The sequence below is a fragment of the Microbispora bryophytorum genome (genome assembly GCF_043197435.1).
Classification (GTDB): domain Bacteria; phylum Actinomycetota; class Actinomycetes; order Streptosporangiales; family Streptosporangiaceae; genus Microbispora; species Microbispora bryophytorum.
The window spans coordinates 607,501-632,567 of record NZ_JBICTF010000006.1 but is presented as its reverse complement, the minus strand read 5'-3'; the positions used below and the strand labels follow the sequence as shown (position 1 = coordinate 632,567).

Below are 25,067 nucleotides of genomic sequence, written 5' to 3'. Positions count from 1 at the left end.
CCCGTGAAAGGCAAGCAAGTGACTGAGATCTTCTACGACGACGACGCCGACCTGTCGATCATCCAGGGCCGCCATGTCGCGGTGCTGGGTTACGGCAGCCAGGGCCACGCGCACGCGCTGAGCCTGCGTGACTCGGGCGTGGACGTCCGGGTCGGCCTGCCCGAGGGCTCCAAGAGCCGGGAGAAGGCCGAGGCCGACGGGCTGCGCGTGCTGTCGCCGGGCGAGGCCGTCGAAGAGGCCGACCTCACGATGATCCTCGCGCCGGACCACATCCAGCGGCACCTGTACGCCGAGCACGTCGCGCCGAACCTCGTCGAGGGCGACGCGCTGTTCTTCGGCCACGGCCTCAACATCCGCTACGGCCTCATCGAGGCCCCGGAGGGTGTCGACGTCGCGATGGTGGCGCCGAAGGGCCCGGGCCACCTGGTCCGCCGCCAGTACTCCGCCGGCCGCGGCGTGCCCTGCCTGGTCGCCGTCGAGCGCGACGCCACCGGAAGCGCCTGGCCGCTCGTGCTGTCGTACGCCAAGGGCATCGGCGGCACCCGCGCCGGCGCGCTGAAGACGACCTTCACCGAGGAGACCGAGACCGACCTGTTCGGTGAGCAGGCCGTGCTGTGCGGCGGCGTCTCCGAGCTGATCAAGGCCGGGTTCGAGACGCTGATCGAGGCCGGCTACCAGCCGGAGGTCGCCTACTTCGAGTGCCTCCACGAGATGAAGCTGATCGTGGACCTGATGTACGAGGGCGGCGTCTCCAAGATGTACTGGTCGGTGTCCGACACCGCCGAGTACGGCGGCTACACCCGTGGCCCGCGCGTGGTCAACGAGGAGACCAAGAAGGAGATGCGCCGCATCCTGGACGAGATCCAGGACGGCCGCTTCGCCCGCGAGCTGGTCGAGGAGTTCGACTCCGGCCAGACCAACTTCAAGCGCTACCGCGAGGAGCTGGCGGGCCACGCCATCGAGCAGACCGGCGCCAAGCTCCGCCCGATGATGAGCTGGCTCAAGGGCGAGCAGGCCTGAAGCTCGCGCACGCTGGCGTGACCGCGGCGTCGCGCCCCACCGGCGAGGTGGGGGGCGGCGCCGCGTCGCGTTTCACGGCCCCCGTGCAAGCGGCCGGCTGCCGGGGTCCGGGCGATCTCGGCGGCAGTCGATCTGGCACACGGTGATCTCGGCACGGAGTGATCTCGGCACGGAGTGATCTCGCACAGGGCGATCTCGGCACCAGTCGATCTCGGCACCAGTCGATCTCGGCACCAGTCGATCTCGCACAGGGTGATCTCGGCACAGGGCGGGCTTGAGCCGCACATACGGCGATCAGGCCGGCATCGAGACCAGGAACACGGAGTCGCCGAAGGCCACCTCGTCGCCGGCCCGCACGGAGGCGGGGCCGACCAGGCGCCAGCCGTTCAGCCGGGTGCCGTTCATCGAGCTGAGGTCGACGAGCAGCCAGGAGTCGTGCTCGCGCCGCAACTCGGCGTGCACCCGTGAGACGGTCAGGTCGGCGAGGACGAGGTCGCAGGAGGAGCCGCGGCCGACCAGGTAGCGGGCCCTGCCGTCGGCGGGGAGGGCCAGCCGGGGCAGCCGGGGACGCCGCCAGGCGGACTCGATCCGGTTGCTCAGCTCCGACACGGAGGCGACGGCGTCGGTGATCCTTCTGCGCCAGCGCCCGCGGTCCGGGAGGTCCGCGACCAGCTCGTCCAACTCGTTGCGGCTGCGAGCACGGAGCGCCTGGTCCACCCGGCCGACGAAGGTCTCCATGGACAGGCGTCCTTCGGCGGCCCGGTCGCGGAGCTCGCTGAGCGCGCGTTCGCGGTCCCCGTCCGAGGCGCGAACCGGGGGAGAGCTCATGATTGGAGTATCCGCCGCAGTGGTCCGAGGTGTCCAGAAGACCGCCGTATTCGCCGTCACGTCCGGGGTGGGAGCGGGGACGCCGGGCGTGGCGTCCCCGCGCCCACCCCGGGCCGGTGGGCGCGTTTCTACTGCCGGCCGAAGTCCTGGGTCCAGTACGGGCCGCCGGCGGCGACGTACCCGACCCCGATGTCGGTGTAGTTGCAGTTGAGGATGTTCTGCCGGTGTCCGGGGCTGTTCATCCAGCCCTGGACCACCGCCTGGGCCGTGCCGTAGCCCTTGGCGATGTTCTCCGCCGCCGCGCGCCAGGTGTATCCGGTGGCCGTGATGCGGTCGGCGAAGGAGCGGCCGTCCTTCGAGGTGTGGTCGAAGTAGTTCTTCGCGGACATGTCGGCCGAGTGGGAGTACGCGGCGGAGCGCAGGCGCGCGTCGTGCTTCAGCGGGCCGCAGCCCGCCTTCTCCCGCTCGACGTTGGTGAGGCGCACCACCTCGTTCTCGATGGCGGTGCCCACGGCCGAGCCACTCGTGGGAGAGGCGCTCGCGGAGGGACTCGCGGCGGGGGCGGTGCTCGGCACCGTGCTCGGCACCGTGCTCGGAACCGCGGTGGGCCTGGTGCTGGGGACGGCGGTGGGGCTCGGGGAAGAGGTGGCCGTGGGAAGCGGGGTGGGGACGTCGCAGTCGAGGCGCACCGGCCTCGATCGCGACACGTGGCCGCGGTAGTCGGTGACGACGCTGTAGTACGCACCGTCCGCACAGGTCAGCGCGACGACGACGCGCGCGTTCCTGACCACCTTCGAGCCGCTCTTGACCACGCGGTCGGGGCCCGGCGTGCTGTTCACGATCCGGACCCGGAAACGGGCGTTGTCGATGCAACCGGCCCGCGAGCCCGCCGCGCGGATCTTGCCGTCCACGCTGACGTAGGGCTTCGCGGCGGCGACCCGGCAGCCCGCGTGCTGGGCCTCGGCCTGAGCGGGGCCGGCCGCCATGCCGACGGCCGCGACGCTCCCGAGGCACAGGACCGCTCCGAGCGCTCTGTTCACGATCATTCCTCCAGTGGGGGTTAGACGCTGGGGAAGTCGTCATTATGGTCGGATGCAGACCGACATGTGGTGATAAATCGGTCCAATCCCGAAAGTATCTACCTTCTCTTAAACTTCCTTTATCCTGTGTTAGGCGTGAGATGTCCGATAATCCGCAGGTCAGCGGCCGGATCGGCGCCGGGATCGCCCTGAGGGGCGCTTAAGGTCGTGGCCGGCCTTCCGCGCCCCGCGTTCCAGCTCCTCGCGGGTAGCCGTCCCACCACGACAAGATCGCCGTCCCGGCACCCGGTGCCGCCGTCGATCGGCTCGCCGACGATGCCGGCGGCCGACTCCGGCGGCCGACTCCAACGCCAGTGCCGCGATCGCCGTCCCGACCCTGCGGATGTGACGTCAGTCCTCGGCGCGGAGCGCTTCGCCGGGTTCCGACTGCCCGCCGTGCTGCTCGTCGCTCCCGGAGACGGCGGCCGCCGAGGCCGTGCTGCCGGACGCGACGGTGGCGAGACGGTCGGCGGTCAGGCTGTATTTGAAGGTCATCAGCACGCCCGCGAACGTGATCAGAGCGGGCACCACGGTCACGCCGATCATCACGGCGACGTGGGCGCTGCCCGGCTGGGTCACCGGATGCTCGGGATCGGAGGAGACGAACCCCCCCGCGCTCAGCACCCACCCGTACGCGGTCGCCCCGAGCGCCGTGACCGCGTTCTCCACCGCGGTCCACAGGCCGGTGAAGACCCCGCCCCTGCGCTCGCCGCTCACCGCGCCGTCGTGGGCGATGACGTCGGCGAGCATGGAGAACTGCAGCAGTTGCAGGCCCGCATAGCCGACGCCCACGATCATCACGCACAGGTGCGCGTACAGCTCGCCGAGCGCGGGCGTCGCGAGGATCAGCAGCGCTCCGCCCGTGAACAGCGAGCCCGAAAGGATCATCGCGCCGCGCTTGTCGAGTTTGCGGGCCAGCCACACCCACAGGGGCATCGTGACCAGCATCGGCCCCACGAGCGCCGCGAAGAGCGTGGTGGTGGCGGAGGTGTCGTCGAGAGAGTACGCGGCGAAGTAGGGCGCCCCCGCGAGCATCACGCCGGCCCCGAGCGTCTGCGCGGAGCTGAGCCCGAGAAGCCACAGGAACTGCTTGCTCGTGCGGGCGGCGGCAAGCTGCTCCCGAAGCGTTCCCTCGGACTTCTGCGGGGCCGTGAAGGGCGCGCGGGCGGTGCCGAAGAACGAGGCCAGCATCGCGACGAGCAGGATCACGCCGAAGCTGATGCCCATGGTGCGATACCCGTCGGCCGTGTCGCCGGCGATCGCCGGAGCGAGGATGCCGCTCATCGCGATCCCGACCGCGATGAGGACCATGCGCCACTGCAGCAGTGAGGTCCGCTCGTGGTAGTCGGTCGTCATCTCCGCCGGCATGGCCTTGTACGGCACCTCGTACAGCGCGTATCCGGTGGTGGCCAGCAGGAACGTGAGGCCGACGTAGGCGGCGGCGGGCGCGCCGGTGAGCGGCGGCCCGGCGAACACCAGCGCGAACGACACCGGCAGCACCGCGGCCCCGGCGAGCAGCCACGGACGGCGTGGTCCCCAGCGCGAGACGGTGCGGTCCGACCAGCGGCCGACCATCGTGTTGGCGATCAGGTCCCAGGCCTTGGGCAGGAAGAGCACGACGCCCGCGAGCCCGGCGGGGACCGCGAGCACGTTGGTCATGTAGAAGAGCAGCAGCAGCCCGGGGATCGTGGCGAAGTTGGCCGTGCAGAACGAGCCGACGGCATACCCGAGGCGAACCCCGAGGGAGACCTTCGACGGGGAGGGCGTCGCCGCCGTGGAGACCATGGCGACATTCAAGCCGAGCAAGCGACCGTTCGGAAGGACTCTCCCGCAACTGTTCGGCCGCTGCCCGGTGTCTCGCCGATCTCCGCCGAGTGCGACGGGCGGAGATCGGCGACGGGGTTCCGGGTCAGTCGCGCACGTCGGGGCAGACGACGTGCGCGCCGATCTCGATCAGACGGCGTTCGGTGTGTGCGTCGGCGACCCGGGCCATGAGCACCGGGGCCTCGCTGGCCGCGAGCTGCGGCAGCCGGGCGCGCACCCGCCGGTGCAGTTCCTTCACGATGTCGTCGGCGGCGAGGGTGTGCACCTTGACGTGCAGCATGATCCCCCACAACCCGGCGGCGGTGCGCGCCTCGGAGATCCAGATGTGGTGGACGTAGGGATACTCCGGCAGCAGTTCGGCGACCGCCACCCGCAGGGCCGGGAGGATCGGATGACGAGTCCTGCGGTAGCCGGGATCCACGACCTGCATGGCCCCCGACAGGTGCTGGCGGGGGGCGGGGATCCACTGCGAGGGAAGCGGGGAGGGCGCCGCCGCGGCCGGGGCGGGCACGACCGGTGCGGACATGGGCGGTGCGGACATGGGCGGCGCGGGCATGGGCGAGGTGGGTACGGGCGGCGGGGGAGCCTGTCGCGTGACCTGCGCGCGGGTCACGGTCGCCATCGCGCCCGTGGCGTACGCGGTCGGGGCGGCCGAGCCCATGGCCGACAGTGCGGGAGCGGGACCGGTGCGGGTCTCCTCCAGGTAGCGCCGGAGATCTTCGATCGGCACGGCGGCGGCAGCGGGGCCGGCCGCGTCGATCACGATCTCGCGCACGCCTGTGACGCGCTGGATGTCGAGCATGGTGTCGACGTCGCATGCAGACAGCGTGTGGCTGCCACGGTGCCGGGCATAGGTCGCCGGCCCCGTGTAGCCGAGCAGAACGCGTTCGCCGTTCTGCGTCGTGCCGAGCACCACGGAGCGGTCGGGGCGGACCGCCACCAGGATGCCCCACTCCGCGAGGGCCGCAAGGAGTTGCCGGGGGCTGCCATGCCGCGCGAGAACGTCGCCCAGGGAGGGGTTCCCGATGCTCATAGCCTGAACGATAGGGACTGGACCATGGCGAATCAGGCTAATCCCCAATATTAGGTGCGATCAATACCGAGATGGGTGGCAGTCCGTATGGATCAGGCGTAGACGGGGTACATCGACCGGCTGTGCCAGTAGGTGAGCACGTCTCATGAACCCCGCCGGTCCCAGCAGAACCTTCCGGACGGCCGGGCCGCGGCGGCGCCGAAGCCGCACCGAGCGAGAATCTGAGACCGGGTCGTCGTGCCGCCGCGATGCCGCCGAGACCTTGGATATCTCGCATGCCGGGCGCTCGTGAGAGCTTTCACAAGGCCCGGATAGACTCACGTCGTCCGCGCTGTCGCACTTCACGAAGGACTCAGCCCAGTGAACAAGCCCGTCGTACTTGTCGCAGAAGAGCTCTCAGAAGCGGGTCTCGCCGTGCTCGGCGCGGATTTCGAGGTCCGGCACACCGACGGCGCCGACCGGTCGCAGCTGCTGCCCGCTCTCGCCGACGTGGACGCCCTGATCGTACGCAGCGCCACCCAGGTGGACGCGGAGGCCATCGCGGCGGCGTCCAGGCTGCGCGTCGTCGCCCGCGCCGGTGTGGGTCTGGACAACGTCGACGTCGAGGCCGCGACCAAGGCCGGCGTCATGGTCGTGAACGCCCCGACCTCCAACATCACCAGCGCCGCCGAGCACACGGTCGCGCTGATCCTCGCCAGCGCCCGCAACGTCGCCCAGGCGCACTCCGCGCTCAAGGACGGCGAGTGGAAGCGCTCGAAGTACACCGGCGTCGAGCTCGACGAGAAGGTCATCGGCATCCTCGGCCTCGGCAAGATCGGCCAGCTCGTCGCGCAGCGCCTGCAGCCGTTCGGCGTCGAGATCATCGCCTACGACCCCTACCTGCAGCCGGCCCGCGCGGCGGCGATGGGCGTGCGGCTGGCGTCCCTGGAGGAGGTGCTCCAGCAGGCCGACTTCATCACGGTCCACCTGCCGAAGTCGAAGGAGACCCTCGGCCTCATCGGCGACCGCGAGCTGCACATGGTCAAGCCGAGCGTCCGGCTGATCAACGTCGCCCGCGGCGGGATCATCGACGAGAACGCCCTCTACTCCGCCCTCAAGGAGGGCCGGGTCGCGGGCGCGGGCATCGACGTGTTCGCCAAGGAGCCCTGCACCGACAGCCCGCTGTTCGAGCTCGACCAGGTCGTGGTGACCCCGCACCTCGGCGCCTCCACCCACGAGGCGCAGGAGAAGGCCGGCACGCAGGTCGCCCGCAGCGTCAAGCTGGCCCTCGCCGGCGAGTTCGTGCCCGACGCGGTGAACGTCCAGGGCGGCGCGGTCGCCGAGGACGTCAAGCCGGGCCTGCCCCTCACCGAGAAGCTGGGCCGCATCTTCACCGCGCTCGCGGGCGAGGTGGCCACCCGCCTGGTCGTCGAGGTCCGCGGCGAGATCTCCGCCCAGGACGTCCGGGTCCTGGAGCTGGCCGCGCTCAAGGGCGTCTTCACCGGCGTCGTCGAGGACGCGGTGACCTACGTCAACGCGCCGCTGCTGGCCAAGGACCGCGGCGTCGGGGTCGAGCTGGTCACCAGCGCGGACAGCCCCGACTGGCGCAACGTCATCACGGTGCGCGGCGTGCTGGCCGACGGCCGCACGGTCTCGGTCTCCGGCACCCTGTCCGGCCCCCGGCAGATCACGAAGATCGTCGAGGTCAACGGTTACGCGATGGAGATCGAGCCGACCGAGCACCTGGCGTTCTTCACCTACGCCGACCGCCCCGGCATCGTCGGCATCGTCGGCCGGCTGCTCGGCGAGCACGGCGTGAACATCGCCTCCATGCAGGTCTCCCGGGACGTGAAGGGCGGCAAGGCGCTCATCGCGCTGACGGTCGACACCGCGATCCCGTCCGAGGTCGTCGAGCAGATCGCGGGGGAGATCGGCGCCGACAGCGGCCGTACGGTCGACCTGGAGGACTGACCCTCCGGCATCAGCCCATCGGACGGCCCGGCGCGCAGTGCGCCGGGCCGTTCGCGTGTCTCCGGCCCGATGCGGTCCGTCATACGGTCCACGTGCCACGCGCCTCGTCTCACCAAGTGAGATACTAGGTCGTCCTACGAGATTGTGGGGTAGTCTTGCGATGACGAGGCGCCCCGCACTTCCACCTGCCGCGACGGGGCCTGATCAGGGCAGGCCGGCCCGTCGCGGAGCGCCGAGCCGCAGGCCTTTCGGTTCGCCCGTGACGCGTGACCCGCGTTCCACCGGCGGCCGGCGTTCGGATCCGCGACAGGCGGATTCGCTCAGCATTTCTCCGTCGAAGAGAGAATCGCCATGTACGAGATGTATCCCTGGGGCCGTTCCGAGGACGCTGAGGACGAGGCGGCGGCGGCCCTGCAGATCGCGCTCGACCGTCGCGACAACGGGGGCGCGCCGCAGCGCTGACCCGACCGGGATCGGCGGGACCGGCAGGACCGGGCCACCCTCCGGATGCGCCGATCGTGATCCCCGGGGCGCCGGCGGGGTGTCCACGGCACGGGACCTCACTGCCGGCGTTCCGTCGCGGCGGGACCCGCCTGACGGGCGGATACGCCCGTCTGACCGAATGCTGAGATCGTGTTTCGATCTCCGAGACAACCGGTAAGGTACACGCATGGAGTCGAGCAACATCCGCCTGGCAGTGATCCCCGGTGACGGTATCGGCACGGAGGTCGTCGCCGAAGGCCTCAAGGTCCTCAACGCCGCAGGCGTCAAGTCCGAGACCACCGAATACGATCTCGGTGCCAAGCGCTACCACGCGACCGGGCAGACGCTTCCCGACGAGGTGCTCGACGAGCTGCGCGGCTACGACGCGATCCTGCTGGGCGCCGTCGGCGACCCGAGCGTGCCGCCCGGCGTCCTGGAGCGCGAGCTGCTGCTGCGCCTGCGCTTCGAGCTCGACCACTACGTGAACCTCCGCCCGGTCAAGCTGTTCCCCGGCGTGACGACTCCGCTGGGAGAGGCCCGCCCCGAGGACATCGACATGATCGTCGTCCGTGAGGGCACCGAGGGCCCGTACGCGGGCGCCGGCGGCGCGATGCGCCGCGGCACCCCGCAGGAGATCGCCACCCAGGAGTCCCTCAACACGGCCTACGGCGTCGAGCGCGTCGTGCGCTACGCCTTCGAGAAGGCCCTGGCCCGGCCCCGCCGCAAGCTGACGCTGGTCCACAAGACCAACGTCCTGACGTACGCGGGCGACCTGTGGGCGCGCACCGTCGACCGGCTCAGCATGGAGTTCGCCGAGGTCGAGACCGACTACTGCCACGTCGACGCGGCCTCCATGTTCTTCATCACCCAGCCGCAGCGGTTCGACGTGATCGTCACCGACAACCTGTTCGGCGACATCCTGACCGACATCGGCGCGGCGGTCGCCGGCGGCATCGGCCTGGCGGCCAGCGGCAACGTCAACCCGGCCCGCACGGCGCCGTCCATGTTCGAGCCCGTCCACGGCAGCGCGCCCGACATCGCGGGCCAGGGCAAGGCCGACCCGACCGCGACGATCCTGTCGGTCGCCATGCTTCTCGACCACCTCGGCCACGCCCAGGCGTCGGCCCGGGTCGAGCAGGCCGTGGCCGACGACCTGATCGAGCGCCAGAGCGCGTGGACGGCGCGCTCCACCCGCGAGATCGGCGACGACATCGCCGCCCGAGTAGCCGGCTGATCCCGGCCGCTCATCCCGACATCATGCGCATGGCGGCCCGGTATGGGCCGCCATGCGCTTTTTCATACCTGCGAAATGCCCTAGTTTTCCCTTAGCCGACTCGTCGCACAATTACTACGACGACGTAGAGAGAAGGACCTCGCATGACCACCCACCTCAGGTTCGACGTGCAGCTCAATCCGCAGGCCCGCAGTGCGGCCGAACGCGAGCAGGTGCTGGCGAGCCCCGGCTTCGGTCAGGTCTTCACCGACCACATGATCTCCATCGACTGGAGCGAGGGGGAGGGCTGGAGCGAGGCGAAGCTTCAGCCGTACGGTCCGCTCGTCCTCGACCCCGCCACGTCGGTGTTCCACTACGCCCAGGAGTTGTTCGAGGGGCTCAAGGCGTACCGGCAGCCGAACGGCTCGATCGTCGCCTTCCGGCCGTACGCGAACGCGGCGCGGTTCAACCAGTCCGCGCTGCGGATGGCGATGCCGGAGCTTCCCGAGGAGACGTTCGTCGAGTCGCTCGAACTCCTTGTGCAGACCGACCGCGACTGGGTGCCGACCACCGAGGGCCACAGCCTCTATCTGCGGCCCTTCATGATCGCCACGCAGCCCGCCCTCGGGGTGAACCACCCCTCGCGGAACTACAAGTACATGGTGATCGCCTCGCCCGCGGCGTCGTACTTCACCGGCGGCCTCAAGCCGGTCTCGGTCTGGCTGTCCACGGAGTACACCCGCGCGGCGCCCGGCGGCACCGGGTTCGCCAAGTGCGGCGGAAACTACGCGGCGGCGTTCGTGGCCCAGCGGCAGGCCGTCGAGGAGGGCTGCGACCAGGTCGTCTGGCTCGACGCCTTCGAGCACCGGTGGGTCGAGGAGATGGGCGGGATGAACCTGTTCTTCGTCTTCGGCGACCGTCTCGTCACCCCGGCGCTCACCGGGACACTGCTGCCCGGCATCACCCGTGACTCGATCCTCAGTCTGGCGGCCGAGCTGGGATACACGGCGGAGGAGGGCAAGATCTCCATCGAGGAGTGGCAGGCGGGCTGCGAGTCCGGCGAGCTCACCGAGGTCTTCGCCTGCGGCACCGCCGCCGTTGTCACCCCCGTCGGGTCGGTCAAGGGCGTCGACCGGAGCTGGACCGTCGGCGACGGCACTCCCGGGCCGGTCACGATGAAGATCCGTGAAGAGCTCGTGGGGATCCAGTACGGTAGCCGCCCCGACGCCCACCACTGGATCCACAAGATCTGCTGACGGTCCGGCCCCCGGGCCGGGGCTCAGCCGGTCGCGCCCGGGCAGGCCGTGCCGACGGGGAGGACGGACAGCGACACCAGCCCTCCGAGCAGGCCGGTTCCCCCGCCGGCCCTGCCTGCCCCGGCGTCGATCCCGGCGTCGACCCTGCCGACGACCCTGAGCAGGGGCCGCGGGGCAGGGCACGGCGGCGGCTCCGGCGGAGCGGCGAGCGGGGGCGCCGCGGTCACCGTGACGGTGACGGTGGGCACCGGAGTGGGCCTGGCGCCGGGCGCCTTCGCCGGCGCGGGAGGCGCCGGGCTCTCGGTCACACGCGGGCCGACGACGGTCACGTGCTGGGTGACGTTGCAGACCCGGGCGCGCCGGCACAGCGCGTTCTGCACGTTCGAGGAGCCGCCGGCGGTGTTGGTGGACGTGTGCTGGTAGCCGCGGTTGCGCGTGGCGCCGGACACCGACAGCTTGGTCCCGGGCCGGTGCTGCGGGTCCTTCCCCTGGGCGACGTTTCGCACCGCGCGGTCGGCGCGGCCGTGCCCGTTGTCGGCGGCGGCCCCGAGCGGGGCGACGCCGGTGATGAACGCGGTCGAAGCCGAAGCTCCGGCGAGAAGGAGACCGGCGATCCTGCCGGTGAGAAACGCCCCGCCGCCGCGCCGACAAGTCATTCGCCGCCCCCTGTTCGGATCAGACGCCTGGTCGCACCAGACGTCGCGTATAAAACGTGCTCTGGGCAAAGTGATCCGCCGAGCGAATCGCTTCGCGAGCGTACTCATCGCGGGGGCGCCGATCGTGTGTCCCGCGCCCGCATGGCGGGTTATTACGCCATCATTGCCCGACGTCCATTGAGATCCCGGGTTCGGTTCCTCCTGATGAGCGCGAGCCCCTAGCGACGGCCGGTGCGATGGAACGAGATCATGACGGCTCTGACCTGCGCTGACACTCTCTCGCATCTCGTACTATGAGATCGATGTGCCAGAGGGTGACCGGCTGTGGCAAACTGCTCAGCACCATGCACTACGGTCTGCTCATTATCGGCAGGCGCGCCGGCTGAAGGACATCGCCGGCGCGCAGACCTCTCACGTCCGTGAGGGGTCTTTTTGTTTGGGCCGGTGCATGGACCGGTCGGCGCGTGCGGCGAGATATGAACCCCGCAAGGAGACACAGAGATGGCCGACGATCGTTTCCACGTGTACGACACGACGCTCCGCGACGGCGCCCAGCAGGAGGGGCTGAACCTCACCGTCGCCGACAAGCTGGCCATCGCGCGCCACCTCGACGATCTCGGCGTCGGCTTCATCGAGGGTGGCTGGCCGGGGGCGAATCCCAAGGACACCGAGTTCTTCCGGCGGGCTCAGACCGAGCTCGACCTGAAGCACGCGCAGCTCGCCGCGTTCGGCGCGACCCGCCGGGCGGGCGTGAAGGCCGCCGACGACCCCCTGGTGGCCGCCCTGCGCGAATCCGGCGCGCCGATCGTGACGCTCGTGGCCAAGAGCCACTCCCGCCACGTGGAGCTGGCCCTCCGCGCCACGCTGGAGGAGAACCTCGCGATGATCCGCGACACGGTCTCCCATCTGACGGCGGAGGGCCGGCGCGTCTTCCTCGACGCCGAGCACTTCTTCGACGGTTACCGCTCCGACCCCGCGTACGCGCTGGAGGTGCTGCGGACCGCCGCGGAGGCCGGGGCGTCGGTGATCGCCCTGTGCGACACCAACGGCGGCATGCTCCCCGACGAGCTGGCCGACGTGGTGCACGAGGCGGCCGGCACCGGGGCCCGCATCGGCATCCACTGCCACGACGACACCGGCTGCGCGGTCGCCAACACCCTGGCCGCGGTGAAGGCGGGCGCCACGCACGTGCAGGGCTGCGCCAACGGGTACGGCGAGCGCTCGGGCAACGCCAACCTGTTCACGGTGGTGGCCAACCTCCAGCTCAAGCGGGGATTCGACCTCGTGCCGCCCCAGTCGCTGGGCGAGATGACCCGCATCGCCCACGCGATCACCGAGGTCACCAATGTGACGCCGAACTCCCACCAGCCGTACGTCGGGACGTCGGCCTTCGCGCACAAGGCGGGCCTGCACGCGTCGGCGATCAAGGTGGACCCGAACCTCTACCAGCACATCGACCCCGCCGAGGTCGGCAACGACATGCGCATGCTGGTCTCCGACATGGCGGGCCGCGCCTCGGTCGAGCTGAAGGGCCGCGAGCTGGGCTACGAGCTCACCGGCGAGGAGTCCAGGCGGCTGGTCGAGCGGGTCAAGGACCTGGAGGCCAAGGGGCACACGTTCGAGGCGGCCGACGCGTCGTTCGAGCTGTTGCTGCGCGACACGGTCGACGGCGAGCGGCGGCGCTACTTCACGGTCGAGTCGTGGCGCGTGATCGTCGAGCGCCGTCCCGGCGGCGACGTGGTCAGCGAGGCGACCGTCAAGCTGCACGCGAAGGGCGAGCGGATCATCGCCACGGGCGAGGGCAACGGCCCGGTCAACGCGCTCGACAGGGCGGTGCGGCTGGCGCTGGAGAAGCTCTATCCGGAGCTGGCGGCCGTCGAACTGATCGACTTCAAGGTCCGCATCCTGGAGGGCACGCACGGCACGGACGCGGTGACCCGGGTGCTGGTCACCTCCAGCGACGCGACCGGCGAGTGGGCCACGGTCGGCGTGGCCGAGAACGTCATCGAGGCCTCGTGGCAGGCGCTGGAGCAGGCGGTGACATACGGCCTGCTGCGGGCGGGACATAGCGCCTGACCAGCCCGTTAGCCCTTCCACCGGCATGGTGCGAGTGGTGTTCACGTTGCGCTGGTGAATGTAGCGGTTTTAGTGACATTTAGTCTAGTTGGTGCTTAGATAGGCGAAGCTCCTGAGGCGGTCTTCGCCACGATCGGCGGTCCCGACCGCGGTTCCAGCCTCAGCGTCCTGCTCAGGCTCTACGGAGGGTGAACGCAAGAAGCAGCTGCGCACTGAACTCCGCGCTGTCGCGGTGCCTGTCGTCGGCTTCTGATCGTCTGCCAAAGCGACCGGCGCCGTGAGAGCTGAGCGACCGACTGTCACCATGACCAGCCACGTGACTGCGTCCGGTTCGAAAATTTTCGGCGCATAGTCATCCCCTCGCTGGTGCACCCCGAATGGGAGGGTCTGTGATCACTTCGCCGTCTTACTACGACCAGATCGGCGGCGCGCCGGTAGTGCGCGACGTCGTCGAGCGCTTCTACGAGCGCGTGGTCGGCGACGACGATCTGAAGCCGTACTTCGTCGGTGTCGACATGCCCAGGCTGAAGCGGCACATGGTCATGCTGCTGTGCTCGGTCCTGGGCGGTCCCGATCCGTACGAGGGCCGTGACCTGGGTGAGGCCCACACGGGCATGGGCATCACGTCGCGGCACTACGACAAGGTGGGCGAGCACCTCACCGGCGTGCTGCAGGACAGCGGCGTCGGTGAGGACATCCTGCGCGACGTCGGCCTCGTCCTCGCCAAGGTGAAGTCGTCCATCGTCGCCGAGCCCGCGGAAACGGCCGACTGAGTGGATACGCAAGCTCTCAAGGACAGCTGGCACCTCGTTTCCCGATCGGGCGACCAGGTGCCGCTGTACTTCTACTCGGTTCTCTTCCTGATGAACCCGGACGTGCGGGACATGTTCCCGGTGTCGATGGCGCGCCAGCGCGACAAGCTCGTGGGCGCGCTGGGAAGCGTCATCAGCAACGTCGACCGGCTGGACGAGGTCGTGCCGGTCCTGCAGCAGCTCGGCCGCGACCACCGCAAGTTCGCGGTGACCGCGACGCACTACCCCGCCGTCGGCCAGGCGCTGCTCGCCACGCTGGAGCACTTCCTGGGCGACCGCTGGACTCCTCAGCTCGCGCACGACTGGACGCAGGCGTACAACCTGGTCGCCCAGGTGATGGTCGAGGCCGCCAACGACGCTTCGAAGACCACCCCGCCCTGGTGGGAGGCCGAGATCGTCAGTCACGAGACGCGCACCCTCGGGATCGCCGTCATCCGCGCCCGGCTGAACTACCAGTACCCCTTCCGTCCGGGCCAGTCGGCGTCGATCTCCTACGCCATGCGCCCGCGCATCTGGCGGTTCTACTCGTTCGCCAACGCGCCCCGCCAGGACAACACCATCGACCTGCACGTACGCATGGTCGACGGCGGCGTGCTCAGCTCCGCGCTGGTCATGGGCGCGCGGCGGGGCGAGGTGCTGCGCGTGGGCGCGGCGGTGGGCGAACGGCTGACGCTCACCCCGGAGGTCCAGGGCGACCTGCTCATGATCGCGGGCGGCACCGGCCTCGCGCCGATGAAGGCGTTGGTGGAGCAGATCGCCTACGAGGGCCCGACCCGCAGGGTGGACCTCGTCGTCGGCGCCCGGAACTCCAGAGAGCTGTACGACTACGAGACGCTGGCCAAGATGGCCGCCGAGCATCCCTGGCTCAACGTCGTGCCGGTCGTCTCCCACGACCCCTTCTACCAGGGCACCCGCGGCTATGCCGTGGACGTCGCGCTGCAGGGATGGCGTGGTCAGCACGTCTACGTCTGCGGCTCGGAGGAGATGGCGCAGGCCACCGTCGGACGGCTGCTGGATGCCGGCGTGCCCACCGACCAGATCCACTTCGACGAGTTCACGAGCGACAGAGGTCGGGAATCATGACGGCAGAGATGCCTTGGGGAAGCCCGGCGGCCGAGCGCCAGCCCCTCACCCCGGATCGGATACGCAAGCAGGAGTTCACGCGCACATCGCTCGGGCGCCGCGGCTACAGCGAGGACGAGGTGCGCACGTTCCTCTACCGCGTCGCCGAGGACATGGCGACCAGCGACAAGGAGAAGGCGGACCTGCGGGCGCACATCGACCGCATGAAGCAGTGGTACAAGGAACACGGCATGAACCCGGACCAGGCCGCCGCGTCCCAGACCCTGAACGTCGACGCCATCAACATCCTGTCCCGCGCCCAGCAGACCGCCGACGCCCAGATCGCCGAGGCGGAGGACTACGCGCGGCGCATCGTGGGCCAGGCCCGCCGGCAGTACGAGGAACTCCTGATGGAGGCGCAGCGGCAGGCCGAGGAGGCCGCCAACCGGGCGGTCGGCGCCTACCGCGCCTCGGGCGACGGGCTGCAGAGCGCCGAGGCCGAGGAACTGGAGCGCAGGATCGCCTACCTGCGTACGTTCGCGGACGTCACGCAGGTGCAGTTGCGGGCGGTCCTGGAGGGGCTGGCCCATGAGGTCGACAAGCTCAGCACCGTGCCGGCCCAGGCCAAGCAACTGGCAGGCGGCCCCCTGGCGGGCGGCTCTCCGTCGGTGTACGGATAACCGCCCGCCACCCCTCCTGTCGGGGGAGGAGGTCTACGACAGCGTGCCGGAGGAGCTCGCGCGAAGCGTGACCGAACCGGCCGGGGTGTGAACGGTCAGAGTGCGTCCCGAGCAGCTGACCTCCGGCCGGTCGGTCCCGGGCACCACCACGGTCAGCAACGACGTCGCGACGGGCGAGACGATCACCGGAGCCGGCTCCTTGCGCATGTAAGCCGGCGAGATCCAGCCCTGGTAGGGCGAGGTCTGCCCGCGCACCACCCGCTGGCCGCCGACGGGCTTGCACGACGGCATCGCGAGCTGGACGATCGACGCCTTCCACTCGGCGTCGCCCACCACGACCCGCCCGCCTGAGTTGGACACGACCTTCAGCGCGGGATCGAGGTGCCAGAGGTTCTGCAGCTTCCCGCCGCCGCTGTCGAGCACCGCCATCACGTCCTCGCGGTGGTTCACCAGCACCGACCGCTTGCGCGGCACGCCGTACGCCCTGTCGGTGAACGTGAACGCCTGCCGGTCCGTGCGCACGGACTTGGACACCAGCGCCGTGGGGGTGTGGCCGCGGAACTTCCTGCCCACGAGGATCGGCACGTTGTGGGCCTCCGGGCCCAGCGTCCACCGCCGATAGGGCGTGTTCTCGTAGGAGACGAAGCCCGCCTCGGTGAGGATCGAGCGGCCCTGGGCGTAGTAGGTCACGCCCATGTGGTCCTCGTGGCCGTGGAACTTCAGCGCCGGCCCGAAGCGGATCGAGTAGTAGGCCGACTTGGGGTCGTTCCAGGCGGTGCGGCCGAAGACGTATCCGGCGTTGAAGACCTGCACGGTCGACTTGGCGTGGTCGAAGGCGGTCGGCTGGACGTCGGCCGGCCCGTCGCCGATCGGCACCATGTAGCCGTTCGGCTGGGTGGCGGCGCTGATGTGCCGCGGCAGGCTCTCCCAGCGGGTGGCCAGCGCCGAGGGGACCTTCATCCCGCAGTCCTTGATCGTGTCGACCGCCACCCTGAGCCGGTCGTGCACGTAGATGGCGTAACGCGGCGCCTGCTCGCGCAGCGCGCCCTGCCCGTCGATGTCGAGCTTCATCGACTTCACCATGCGGCTGACGGCGAGGTTCTTCCACTTCGGGTTCCCGTAGCGGCAGCCGATGCGCAGCAGGCCGATGTCCTGGTCGAGCCCGTGGTTGTGGCCGAGCTCGTAGTTCTTGGGGTCCGACAGCAGCTTCGCGTGCAGGGCCAGGCTGTTGGTCAGCCAACCGGCCTTCACGTACCTGCTCAGGCACACCAGGGCCGGGGCGCGCAGCGCGATCGGGTGCTCGGCCCAGGCGTACGGGCTGGTCGTGCGCCCGCCGTACGGGTTGTCCGCGACCCAGTCCTTGGCGATCTCCTCGGCCCGGCCGAGGTAGGCCTCCTCGCCGGTCGCCTCGTAGTCGGCCACGAGCCGGCCCATCCACCGCAGCGACTGGAACACCATCTGCCAGGACCTGTTCTTGTACGGGTCCAGGCGCCAGTTGACGTCCTTGCCGACCGTGACCGCGGGCAGGTCGAGGAAGGACAGCTTGCCGCTCATGACGTCACCGGAGGTGGGGGTGGCGGGCAGCCAGTCCCCCTGGCACTCCGGCGTGCGGTGCGGGGCCCGCGCCTGGGCGGGCGCGGCCAGGGTGAGCGCGGTCAGCGGGACGACGGCCACCAGGGAGAGGGCTGAGAAGCGGCGGAACACGCCGGATTCCTTCCGAGATCGATTAGGAGCCGCTCATGCTGTCCGAATTCTGACGATCTGGTCAAGTCACTCTGGTTACAAGTGCACAACTGCTCACAAACACCGCTCAGCGCCGGGCCGGCCGGGAATCGTCAGGTGCCGGCGGTCAACCCGGCGACGAGATCGTCGACCACGCCGAAAGCGATCACGCTGTCGAGCGGATTGGAATAGTTGCGCGACCAGGTGATCAGTCCGTCGCGGACCCTGGCGACCATGACGACCTGCGAGGTGAACTGCTTGCCCGTCGCGGTGACCCGGCCCTGCAGCCGGTATTCGGCTATCACCGTCTCGGGGTCGGTCGTCCGGTGGATCTCGATGTCGTCCACGGACTCGAACCTCTGGAGCTGAGCACCTGCGTTGAGATGGGCGCGGAAGGTCTCCCGGTCCTGCTCTTCCTGCGCTCTGCCGGGCAGTTGGAACGGGAACTCGAAGACGGCGTCCTCGGCGAACAGATCGGCCATCTCCTCGCAGGGCCCGGAGGCGGTCAGGCGGAGAAGCCGGGCGACGACGTCGTACGGGGTGAGAACAGGCATGGCATACTCCTGAGATATCCGGGGCGGTCGCCCCGGTTCTTGAAGATACGGGGCGATCGCCCCGGTTGTCCATGCGGAAGGAAGCGGCATGCGGGCCGATGCGCGAAGGAACAGAGCGCGGATCCTGGAAGCGGCGGGCCAGGCCTTCGCTGCCGAGGGCCTGGGTGTGTCGCTCGATGAGATAGCGCGCCGGGCGGAGGTGGGCCCGGGCACCGTTCACCGGCATTTCCCCACGAAGGAGGCGCTCTATGAGGCCGTCATCGCCAACCACCTGGAGCAACTGATCGTTCAAGCACGCGAGGCGCTGGCGGCCGACCGAGCCGGGTCGGGGTTCTTCCCCTTCCTCCGGCGGTTGATCGATGAGGCCCGCGCCAAGCAGGACCTCACGGACGCGCTCGCCGGGGCGGGTGTGAACCTGACCGACGCCACCCGGCAGGCGGCCGTCCAACTGCGACAGATCTTCGCAGAGCTTCTGGCCTCTGCTCAGAAGGCAGGCGTGGTGCGCGCCGATGTAGACGGTGAAGATGTGCAAGCCATCGTCCTGGCCGCGGTAACCGGTGAACGCCACCGCGCCGACCACACCCGCCCCGGCCGCCTTGGCGACCTCGTACTGGACGGCCTGCGCCCGTAGCTCTGGCCTGAATCGTGTGGGAATTGGCCGTACGGCCGCTCGCGCCCGGCCGGCCCGCTCCGCCAGCCTGGGGCCATGCCGGTCCCGTTCTCAGAGACGTTCCCCGAGACACCCGCCGCGGCGGCCGCGCTCGCCGTCGCCACCCGCTTCTGCCCGCCCGCGCTGCTCAACCACTCGATCAGGTCCTACCTGTGGGGCGCCGGGTACGCCCGGGCGCACGGGATCGGCTTCGACGACGAGCTGTACTACGTGTCCTCCCTGCTCCACGACATCGGGCTGACCGAGACCTTCGACAGCCACACGGTGCCGTTCGAGGAGGCGGGGGGACGTCTCGCCTGGGTCTTCGGCATGGCCGCCGGATGGTCGCCGGACAGATCCGCGCGAGCCGAGGAGATCATCGTCGTCCACATGCGCGACCCGGTCGCCGCGTCCGAGGACCCCGAGTCGCACCTGCTGCAGGTGGCCACGTCGTGGGACGTGTCGGGACGGCGGCCCGAGGAGTTCCCGGCGGACGCCCGGGCCGCCGTGCTGGCGCTTCATCCCCGGCTCGGCTTCGGCGCGGAGTTCCTCGCCGCCTTCGAGGAGCAGACCCGGCGCAAGCCGGGCTGCGCGGCGGCATGCTCCGTCGAGGCCGGCATCGCCGCCCGGCTCGCCGCCCACCCGCTCGACGCCTGAACGACCGTATGGACCGAACGCTGCTCACTGAACGGTGCTCACTGAACGCTGCTCACCGAACGCTGCTCACTGAACGGCCCTCTCGGACTGAAGGGCCCTGTCTGGCTGAACGGCCCTCTCCGGACTGAACGGCCCCGGACGTCTGAACGCCCCCGGCGGCGGCGTGACCGGGGGCGTTCAGGGCGTCGACGGACCCGGCTCAGTCGTCCTGTTTGGGGCCGGCGCTCTCCACGACCTCGAAGGTCCACAACTCGGAGTCGGTCGCGGCCGGGCCGCCGTGTCCGTGCCCCTGTCCATGTCCGTGGCCCTGCCCCTGCCCCTGCCCCTGCCCGTGACCCTGGCCCTGCGCGGCGGCCTCGGCGGCGGCCCGCGCGTGCCCCGCCTGGAACGCCCGGCTCTCCTGCCAGCGCCGGAAGTCCTCCTCGCTGCGCCAGCGGGTGTAGACGAGGTAGCGGTCGCCGCCCTCCACCGGCCGCAGCAGTTCGAACCACTCGAACCCGTCGGCAGACTCCACCATCCCTGCCCGGCTCGCGAACCGCTTCTCCAGTTCGCGCCGCATCTCCTCGGGCACCGTCAGCACGTTGATCTTCACGACCGAAGGCACATCGACTCCCCGTACGCTCGACTCCAGCGGATACCCGACCACCTTACGTACGTTCACCCGCCATCCCCCTACTAGGCTCGTGACGTGCGTATCGCGAGGTTCTCGATGGGCGACCAGGTCGCCTTCGGCATGGTGGAAGAAGGCGGGCAGGTCATCGCCCGCATCGGCGGTCACCCCTTCCACGGGGTGGAGCTGACCGGCGAGCGGGTCCCGGTGGCCGAGGTCCGCCTGGTCGCCCCCATGCTCCCCAGCAAGATCATCGCCATCGGCAAGAACTACGCCGACCACGCCAGGGAGATGGGCGGCGAACCCCCGGCGGAGCCGGTCGTGTTCCTCAAGCCCAGCACGACCGTGATCGGGCCGTCGGAGACGATCGCGTACCCGGGGAAGCTGTCGGAGCGGGTCGACTACGAGGGCGAACTGGCCGTGGTGATCGGCCGGTTGTGCCGTGACGTCCCCGCCGAGCGGGCCGGTGAGGTCGTCTTCGGATACACCTGCGCCAACGACGTGACCGCACGCGACCTTCAGGCCAGGGACGGTCAGTGGACCAGGGCCAAGGGCTTCGACACGTTCTGCCCGCTCGGTCCCTGGATCGAGACCGAACTCGATCCGGCCGACCTTGCGATCACCACCACGCTCAACGGCGAGGTCAGGCAGAGCGCCCGCACCTCCCTCCTGCTGCACGACGTCCCCGCGCTCATCGCGTACGTGAGCGCGGTCATGACCCTGCTGCCCGGCGACGTCATCCTGACCGGCACGCCCGCCGGGGTGGGCCCGATGTCCGTGGGCGACGAGGTCGGCGTCTCCATCGAAGGAATCGGAACTCTCACTAACCGGGTGATCTCACGTGACTAGGGTGCGCTTCGCCCCTTCGCCCACCGGCATGTTCCACGTCGGCGGGGCCCGTTCGGCGCTGTTCAACTGGGCGATCGCCGAGCAGTCCGTCGGCACGTTCGTGCTGCGCATCGAGGACACGGACGCGGCTCGCAACCGGCCCGAGTGGACCGAGGGCATCATCTCGGCCCTCGCCTGGATCGGCATCAACGGCGACTCGCCGCACTTCGAGGGGCCCTACTTCCAGTCCGCCTACGAGCAGCAGCACCGCGACGCCGCGACCAAGCTGCTCAAGGACGGCAGGGCCTACCACTGCACCTGCACGCGCGACGACGTGAAGGCCAGGACCGGCTCGGAGCACCAAGGCTACGACGGCCACTGCCGCGACCGCGGCCTGACCGAGGGCGCCGTGCGGTTCCGCACACCCGACGAGGGCGTGACGGTCGTGGACGACAAGGTCCGCGGGCGGGTGGAGTTCCCCAACGCGGCGATGGAGGACTTCGTCATCGTCCGCGGGGACGGCTCTCCGCTGTTCATCCTCGCCAACGTCGTGGACGACATGGAGATGCGGATCAGCCAGGTCGTACGGGCCGAGGAGCACCTGTCGAACACGCCCAAGCAGCAGCTTCTGTGGAAGGCGCTCGGCGCGGAGCCGCCGGTCTGGGCGCACGTGCCGGTGATCGTCAACGAGAAGCGGCAGAAGCTGTCCAAGCGCCGCGACAAGGTCGCCCTGGAGTCCTACCGCGACGAGGGCTACCTCGCCGAGGCGATGGTCAACTACCTCATGCTGCTCGGCTGGGGCCCCGGCGACGACCGCGAGATCATGCCGTGGTCGGAGATGAGGCCGCTGTTCCGGCTGGAGGACGTGAACCAGGCGCCGGCGTTCTTCGACGAGAAGAAGCTGCGGGCCTTCAACGGCGAGTACATCCGGGCGCTGCCCCGCGAGGTGTTCGCCGCCCGCTGCGAGCCGTGGCTCGACCCGTCGTGGGACCGCTCGGTGTTCGACCGCGTGGCCGACCTGGTGCAGACCCGGGTCGCCGTGCTGTCCGAGGTCACCGCCAACGTCGACTTCCTGTTCCTCGACGAGCCCGTCTTCGATCAGGCGTCCTGGGACAAGGCGATGAAGCCGGGGGCGGCCGAGATCCTGGCCGGGTACGCCGAGCGGCTGGAGACGGTCAGCTGGGACCCCGACTCGCTCAAGACCGCCCTGGAGGAGGTCGGCCTCGCCCACGGGCTCAAGCTCGGCAAGGCGCAGGCGCCCGTGCGGGTGGCGATCACCGGCCGGACCGTGGGCCTGCCGCTGTTCGAGTCGATCGAGGTGCTCGGCCGCGAGCGCTCGCTCGACCGGGTGCGCGCGGCCCTCGCCAAGCTGGCCTGAGCAGGCCGGGCGACAGCGCGGCGCCGGTGGCCGTCCTCCCTGGAGACGCCGGCGAGCCTCTTGTGTCGCGGCGGAAGGCCCCTCAGGGCCGAGGAGACGCCCGAGCCCTTCCCGCCGCGGCATGAGCTTCCTCTGCCGCGGCGGAAGGGCCCTAAGGACCCTCAGGGCCGTCGTGGCCGTTACAGCAGCCCGCGGCGGTCCAGCAGCGGAGTGATCTCCGGGTCGCGGCCGCGGAAGTCGCGGAACGCCGTCATCGAGTCGACGCTGCCGCCCCGGGACAGCAGGGCCCGGCGGAAGGTGTCGCCGTTCTCCCGGCGCAGCCCGCCGTTCTCGTTGAACCACTCGACGGTGTCGGCGTCGAGGACCTCACTCCAGATGTAGGAGTAGTAGCCGGCGCTGTAGCCGCTCGCCCAGATGTGGGCGAAGTACGTGCTGCGGTATCGCGGGGGAACGGTCGGCAGGTCCACCCCGGCCTCCCGCAGCGCCCGCCTCTCGAACTCCTCCACGTCCTCACCGGCGTCCCCGTCGCCGTCGTAGGCCGTGTGCCACGCCCAGTCGAGCAGGGTGGCGGCCAGATACTCCAGCGTGGCGAAGCCCTGGTTGAACTTCTGCGTCTCCAGCATCCGGTCGACGAGGTCCTGCGGCATCGGCTCGCCCGTCTCGTGGTGCCTGGCGTACTCGGCCAGGATCTCCGGATGGGTCGCCCACATCTCGTTCACCTGCGAGGGGTATTCGACGAAGTCGCGCGGCACGGACGTTCCGGAGAAGCGGGGGTGGCGCACATCGGAGAACAGCCCGTGCAATGCGTGCCCGAACTCGTGGAACATGGTGTTGACCTCGTCGAACGTCATCAGGGTCGGCTCGCCCTTGACGATGTTGAGGTTGTTGACCACCACCGGCCTGGTGCCCTCCAGGCCCGACTGCTTCACCAGGCTGTTCATCCACGCCCCGCCCCGCTTGGAGGCCCTGGCGTGGAAGTCGCCGAGGAACAGGCCCAGCGGCGAGCCGTCCTCGTCGCGCACCTCGAAGACCCGCACCTCCGGGTGGTAGCCGTACAGGTCGGGGCGCTCGTGGAAGGTGACGCCGTACAGGCGTGACGCCGCGTTGAAGACGCCCTTCTCCAGCACGGTGTTCAGCTCGAAGTACGGCCGCATGCGCCGGCTGTCGATGTCGTAGCGGGCCTTGCGCACCTTCTCCGAGTAATACGCCCAGTCCCAGGGCTGGATCGGGTGGCCGGCGATCTCCTCCAGGTCCGCCTGCTCCTTGCGCGCGTTGGCGACGGCGGGCGGCACGAGCCGGTCGAGCATCTCGGTGACCGCCCGAGTCGTGCCCGCCGTCTGGTCGGCCAGGACGTACTCCGCGTGGTTCTCGTAGCCCAGCAGCCGTGCGCGCTCCCGGCGCAGGACCGCGATCTCCTTGATCAGCTCGGCGTTCGCCGCGCCCCGCCCGGCCGAGGCCCGGTGGATGCGCTCACGCAGGGACCGGTTGGTCAGCTCGGCCAGGGTGGGCTGCCCGGTGGGCAGGACCAGCGTGATCAGATACCTGCCGTCCAGCCCGCGCTCCCTGGCCTGGTCGGCGAGCCCCTGGATCGCGTCCTGCGACAGCCCGTCGAGTTCGGCCACGTCCTCGACCACGACCGCCCGTTCGTTGGTGTCGGCGAGCAGGTTCTGCTGGAACGCCGTCCCCAGGGCCGACAGCCGCTCGTTGATCTCCCTGAGCCGGGCCTGGTCCTGCGGGCCCAGCGTGGCGCCCGCCCGCGTGAAGTCGGTGAGGTAGCGCTTCAGCAGCCACCGCTGCTCCTCGTCGGACGCCTCGACCGCCTGGATGCGCGCGAAGAGCTCGGCATCGAGGTGGATCGCGTCGGCGTGCTTGGCGAGCCTCGGCGTGACGTCCTTCTGGATCTCCTGGACGCCGGGCGTCGTGTCGGAGGACGCCTGGTTGAAGAACACCGCGGAGACCCGTTCGAGCAGAGCGCCGGATCTCTCCAGCGCCTCGACGGTGTTCTCGAAGGTCGCGGGCTCCGGGTTCCCGGTGATCGCCTCGACCTCCGCGATCTGCTCGGCCATGCCCTGCTCGAACGCCGGCGCGTAGTGCTCCTCCCTGATCTCCTGGAAGGGGGGCAGCCCGTAGGGCAGGGTGCTCGGGCTGAGGAAGGGGTTCGCGGCCGAGGTCATGGCTGGCGGCTCCTCACGTGGTGCGGGCGTTTTCCCCAGCCTCGCACAGGAGGCCCAGGCCCTGTGCCCAGGAGGGCCGACGCCCTCCGGACGGGGGGATCGACGCCCTCCGAGCAGGGGGATCGGACCCTTCGCGCGGAGGATCGGATCACGAGATCGCGAGGCGCGCCGCAATCGTTTTGGTAGTGGGTCGCAAGCTGGGCTATTCTTTCGGAGTCGCAAGCGGGAGCCGCGAGGCCCCCGCAAGCAGATGGGGTATGGGGTAATTGGCAGCCCGACGGATTCTGGCTCCGTTAGTCTAGGTTCGAGTCCTGGTACCCCAGCTGGATCCCCCCAAGGGATTCTGCTGGAAAACAGCGCAGTGCAAGGTCCCGTCGTCTAGTGGCCTAGGACGCCGCCCTCTCAAGGCGGTAACGGCGGTTCGAATCCGCTCGGGACTACTTCACTGCACTCGGCTCCGTCGTCTAGTGGCCTAGGACGCCGCCCTCTCAAGGCGGTAGCGCCGGTTCGAATCCGGTCGGGG

At 70.0% G+C, this 25,067-nt stretch carries 21 protein-coding genes and 3 tRNA genes; 15 read left to right on the top strand and 9 right to left on the bottom strand.

The window, feature by feature from the left end; genetic code table 11:
- Positions 1-27 precede the first annotated feature (27 nt).
- Positions 28-1,020 (top strand): ketol-acid reductoisomerase, encoded by a 993-nt coding sequence (ilvC, locus tag ACGFIB_RS23725; protein ID WP_142572121.1) that lies wholly within the window; start codon positions 28-30, stop codon positions 1,018-1,020.
- 294 nt (positions 1,021-1,314) lie between these two features.
- On the opposite strand, the gene ACGFIB_RS23720 is transcribed toward ilvC, so the two are convergent.
- The 4 genes from ACGFIB_RS23720 to ACGFIB_RS23705 form a co-directional block, all read right to left on the bottom strand.
- A complete protein-coding gene (locus tag ACGFIB_RS23720; protein WP_142572039.1) occupies positions 1,315-1,848 on the bottom strand; it encodes a DUF1707 and FHA domain-containing protein in 534 nt (177 codons plus the stop codon).
- Between the two features lie 128 nt (positions 1,849-1,976).
- The gene (locus ACGFIB_RS23715; protein WP_357246274.1) at positions 1,977-2,888 is read right to left on the bottom strand and encodes a CAP domain-containing protein; all 912 of its coding nucleotides are present in this window, start codon (positions 2,886-2,888) and stop codon (positions 1,977-1,979) included.
- Between the two features lie 390 nt (positions 2,889-3,278).
- Positions 3,279-4,712, bottom strand: a complete 1,434-nt coding sequence (locus ACGFIB_RS23710) for an MFS transporter (protein WP_393374950.1) — start codon at positions 4,710-4,712, stop codon at positions 3,279-3,281.
- 124 nt (positions 4,713-4,836) lie between these two features.
- The gene (locus ACGFIB_RS23705) at positions 4,837-5,784 is read right to left on the bottom strand and encodes a hypothetical protein (protein WP_393374947.1); all 948 of its coding nucleotides are present in this window, start codon (positions 5,782-5,784) and stop codon (positions 4,837-4,839) included.
- A gap of 360 nt (positions 5,785-6,144) precedes the next feature.
- On the opposite strand from ACGFIB_RS23705, the gene serA reads away from it, so the two are divergent.
- The 3 genes from serA to ACGFIB_RS23690 all read left to right on the top strand — a co-directional run bounded on the left by serA (position 6,145) and on the right by ACGFIB_RS23690 (position 10,686).
- The gene (serA, locus tag ACGFIB_RS23700) at positions 6,145-7,734 is read left to right on the top strand and encodes a phosphoglycerate dehydrogenase (protein ID WP_191054125.1); all 1,590 of its coding nucleotides are present in this window, start codon (positions 6,145-6,147) and stop codon (positions 7,732-7,734) included.
- Between the two features lie 670 nt (positions 7,735-8,404).
- Entirely contained in the window at positions 8,405-9,451 is a 1,047-nt protein-coding gene (locus ACGFIB_RS23695) for a 3-isopropylmalate dehydrogenase (RefSeq protein WP_357246266.1), read from the top strand.
- Between the two features lie 143 nt (positions 9,452-9,594).
- Entirely contained in the window at positions 9,595-10,686 is a 1,092-nt protein-coding gene (locus ACGFIB_RS23690; RefSeq protein ID WP_142572033.1) for a branched-chain amino acid aminotransferase, read from the top strand.
- 23 nt (positions 10,687-10,709) lie between these two features.
- Here ACGFIB_RS23690 and ACGFIB_RS23685 read toward each other — a convergent pair whose 3' ends face one another.
- On the bottom strand, positions 10,710-11,342 hold the full coding sequence (locus ACGFIB_RS23685; protein ID WP_393374943.1) for a hypothetical protein: 633 nt from the start codon (positions 11,340-11,342) through the stop codon (positions 10,710-10,712).
- 501 nt (positions 11,343-11,843) lie between these two features.
- Here ACGFIB_RS23685 and cimA point away from each other — a divergent pair.
- From cimA to ACGFIB_RS23665, 4 genes are all read left to right on the top strand, one after another.
- The gene (gene cimA / locus ACGFIB_RS23680) at positions 11,844-13,418 is read left to right on the top strand and encodes a citramalate synthase (RefSeq protein ID WP_393374940.1); all 1,575 of its coding nucleotides are present in this window, start codon (positions 11,844-11,846) and stop codon (positions 13,416-13,418) included.
- 389 nt (positions 13,419-13,807) lie between these two features.
- Positions 13,808-14,191: a group I truncated hemoglobin gene (locus tag ACGFIB_RS23675; protein WP_191054121.1), complete on the top strand. Its 384-nt coding sequence runs from the start codon at positions 13,808-13,810 to the stop codon at positions 14,189-14,191.
- Positions 14,192-15,313, top strand: coding sequence for a globin domain-containing protein (locus ACGFIB_RS23670; protein WP_357246260.1), 1,122 nt, complete (start codon positions 14,192-14,194; stop codon positions 15,311-15,313).
- Positions 15,310-15,972: a DivIVA domain-containing protein gene (locus ACGFIB_RS23665; protein ID WP_142572029.1), complete on the top strand. Its 663-nt coding sequence runs from the start codon at positions 15,310-15,312 to the stop codon at positions 15,970-15,972. The genes ACGFIB_RS23670 and ACGFIB_RS23665 overlap by 4 nt, the downstream gene beginning before the upstream one ends.
- A gap of 33 nt (positions 15,973-16,005) precedes the next feature.
- Here ACGFIB_RS23665 and ACGFIB_RS23660 read toward each other — a convergent pair whose 3' ends face one another.
- Both ACGFIB_RS23660 and ACGFIB_RS23655 read right to left on the bottom strand, forming a co-directional pair.
- Positions 16,006-17,676: a heparinase II/III family protein gene (locus ACGFIB_RS23660; protein WP_357260715.1), complete on the bottom strand. Its 1,671-nt coding sequence runs from the start codon at positions 17,674-17,676 to the stop codon at positions 16,006-16,008.
- A 131-nt stretch (positions 17,677-17,807) separates the two neighbouring features.
- On the bottom strand, positions 17,808-18,248 hold the full coding sequence (locus ACGFIB_RS23655; RefSeq protein ID WP_393374936.1) for a nuclear transport factor 2 family protein: 441 nt from the start codon (positions 18,246-18,248) through the stop codon (positions 17,808-17,810).
- A gap of 88 nt (positions 18,249-18,336) precedes the next feature.
- Here ACGFIB_RS23655 and ACGFIB_RS23650 point away from each other — a divergent pair, with 88 nt between their 5' ends.
- Entirely contained in the window at positions 18,337-18,879 is a 543-nt protein-coding gene (locus tag ACGFIB_RS23650) for an SbtR family transcriptional regulator (protein WP_393374933.1), read from the top strand.
- A 75-nt stretch (positions 18,880-18,954) separates the two neighbouring features.
- Complete coding sequence (locus ACGFIB_RS23645) at positions 18,955-19,554, top strand: HD domain-containing protein (RefSeq protein ID WP_393374930.1); 600 nt, start codon at positions 18,955-18,957, stop codon at positions 19,552-19,554.
- Positions 19,555-19,753: 199 nt separating this feature from the next.
- Here the strand turns inward: ACGFIB_RS23645 and ACGFIB_RS23640 are convergent, their stop codons facing one another.
- Positions 19,754-20,158, bottom strand: coding sequence for an antibiotic biosynthesis monooxygenase family protein (locus tag ACGFIB_RS23640; RefSeq protein WP_393375088.1), 405 nt, complete (start codon positions 20,156-20,158; stop codon positions 19,754-19,756).
- Between the two features lie 84 nt (positions 20,159-20,242).
- Between ACGFIB_RS23640 and ACGFIB_RS23635 the strand changes: the two genes are divergently transcribed.
- Both ACGFIB_RS23635 and gltX read left to right on the top strand, forming a co-directional pair.
- Complete coding sequence (locus ACGFIB_RS23635; RefSeq protein ID WP_142572024.1) at positions 20,243-21,013, top strand: fumarylacetoacetate hydrolase family protein; 771 nt, start codon at positions 20,243-20,245, stop codon at positions 21,011-21,013.
- Positions 21,006-22,370, top strand: coding sequence for a glutamate--tRNA ligase (gltX, locus tag ACGFIB_RS23630; protein WP_393374927.1), 1,365 nt, complete (start codon positions 21,006-21,008; stop codon positions 22,368-22,370). Before ACGFIB_RS23635 ends, gltX begins: the two co-directional genes overlap by 8 nt.
- A 179-nt stretch (positions 22,371-22,549) precedes the next feature.
- On the opposite strand, the gene ACGFIB_RS23625 is transcribed toward gltX, so the two are convergent.
- The gene (locus ACGFIB_RS23625) at positions 22,550-24,544 is read right to left on the bottom strand and encodes a M3 family metallopeptidase (RefSeq protein WP_393374925.1); all 1,995 of its coding nucleotides are present in this window, start codon (positions 24,542-24,544) and stop codon (positions 22,550-22,552) included.
- Positions 24,545-24,795: 251 nt separating this feature from the next.
- Between ACGFIB_RS23625 and ACGFIB_RS23620 the strand changes: the two genes are divergently transcribed.
- The 3 genes from ACGFIB_RS23620 to ACGFIB_RS23610 all read left to right on the top strand — a co-directional run bounded on the left by ACGFIB_RS23620 (position 24,796) and on the right by ACGFIB_RS23610 (position 25,067).
- A tRNA-Gln gene (locus ACGFIB_RS23620) sits at positions 24,796-24,867 on the top strand.
- Positions 24,868-24,911: 44 nt separating this feature from the next.
- A tRNA-Glu gene (locus tag ACGFIB_RS23615) sits at positions 24,912-24,984 on the top strand.
- Between the two features lie 13 nt (positions 24,985-24,997).
- Positions 24,998-25,067 (top strand) — tRNA-Glu (locus tag ACGFIB_RS23610).

What these genes read in the sequence shown, in the direction of transcription:
- ACGFIB_RS23720 (WP_142572039.1), bottom strand. Translation starts at nt 1,848, where the DNA reads ATGAGCTCTCCCCCGGTTCGCGCCTCGGACGGGGACCGCGAACGCGCG.
- ACGFIB_RS23710 (WP_393374950.1), bottom strand. Translation starts at nt 4,712, where the DNA reads ATGGTCTCCACGGCGGCGACGCCCTCCCCGTCGAAGGTCTCCCTCGGG.
- ACGFIB_RS23705 (WP_393374947.1), bottom strand. Translation starts at nt 5,784, where the DNA reads ATGAGCATCGGGAACCCCTCCCTGGGCGACGTTCTCGCGCGGCATGGC.
- ACGFIB_RS23695 (WP_357246266.1), top strand. Translation starts at nt 8,405, where the DNA reads ATGGAGTCGAGCAACATCCGCCTGGCAGTGATCCCCGGTGACGGTATC.
- ACGFIB_RS23690 (WP_142572033.1), top strand. Translation starts at nt 9,595, where the DNA reads ATGACCACCCACCTCAGGTTCGACGTGCAGCTCAATCCGCAGGCCCGC.
- ACGFIB_RS23685 (WP_393374943.1), bottom strand. Translation starts at nt 11,342, where the DNA reads ATGACTTGTCGGCGCGGCGGCGGGGCGTTTCTCACCGGCAGGATCGCC.
- cimA (WP_393374940.1), top strand. Translation starts at nt 11,844, where the DNA reads ATGGCCGACGATCGTTTCCACGTGTACGACACGACGCTCCGCGACGGC.
- ACGFIB_RS23665 (WP_142572029.1), top strand. Translation starts at nt 15,310, where the DNA reads ATGACGGCAGAGATGCCTTGGGGAAGCCCGGCGGCCGAGCGCCAGCCC.
- ACGFIB_RS23655 (WP_393374936.1), bottom strand. Translation starts at nt 18,248, where the DNA reads ATGCCTGTTCTCACCCCGTACGACGTCGTCGCCCGGCTTCTCCGCCTG.
- ACGFIB_RS23650 (WP_393374933.1), top strand. Translation starts at nt 18,337, where the DNA reads ATGCGGGCCGATGCGCGAAGGAACAGAGCGCGGATCCTGGAAGCGGCG.
- ACGFIB_RS23645 (WP_393374930.1), top strand. Translation starts at nt 18,955, where the DNA reads ATGCCGGTCCCGTTCTCAGAGACGTTCCCCGAGACACCCGCCGCGGCG.
- ACGFIB_RS23625 (WP_393374925.1), bottom strand. Translation starts at nt 24,544, where the DNA reads ATGACCTCGGCCGCGAACCCCTTCCTCAGCCCGAGCACCCTGCCCTAC.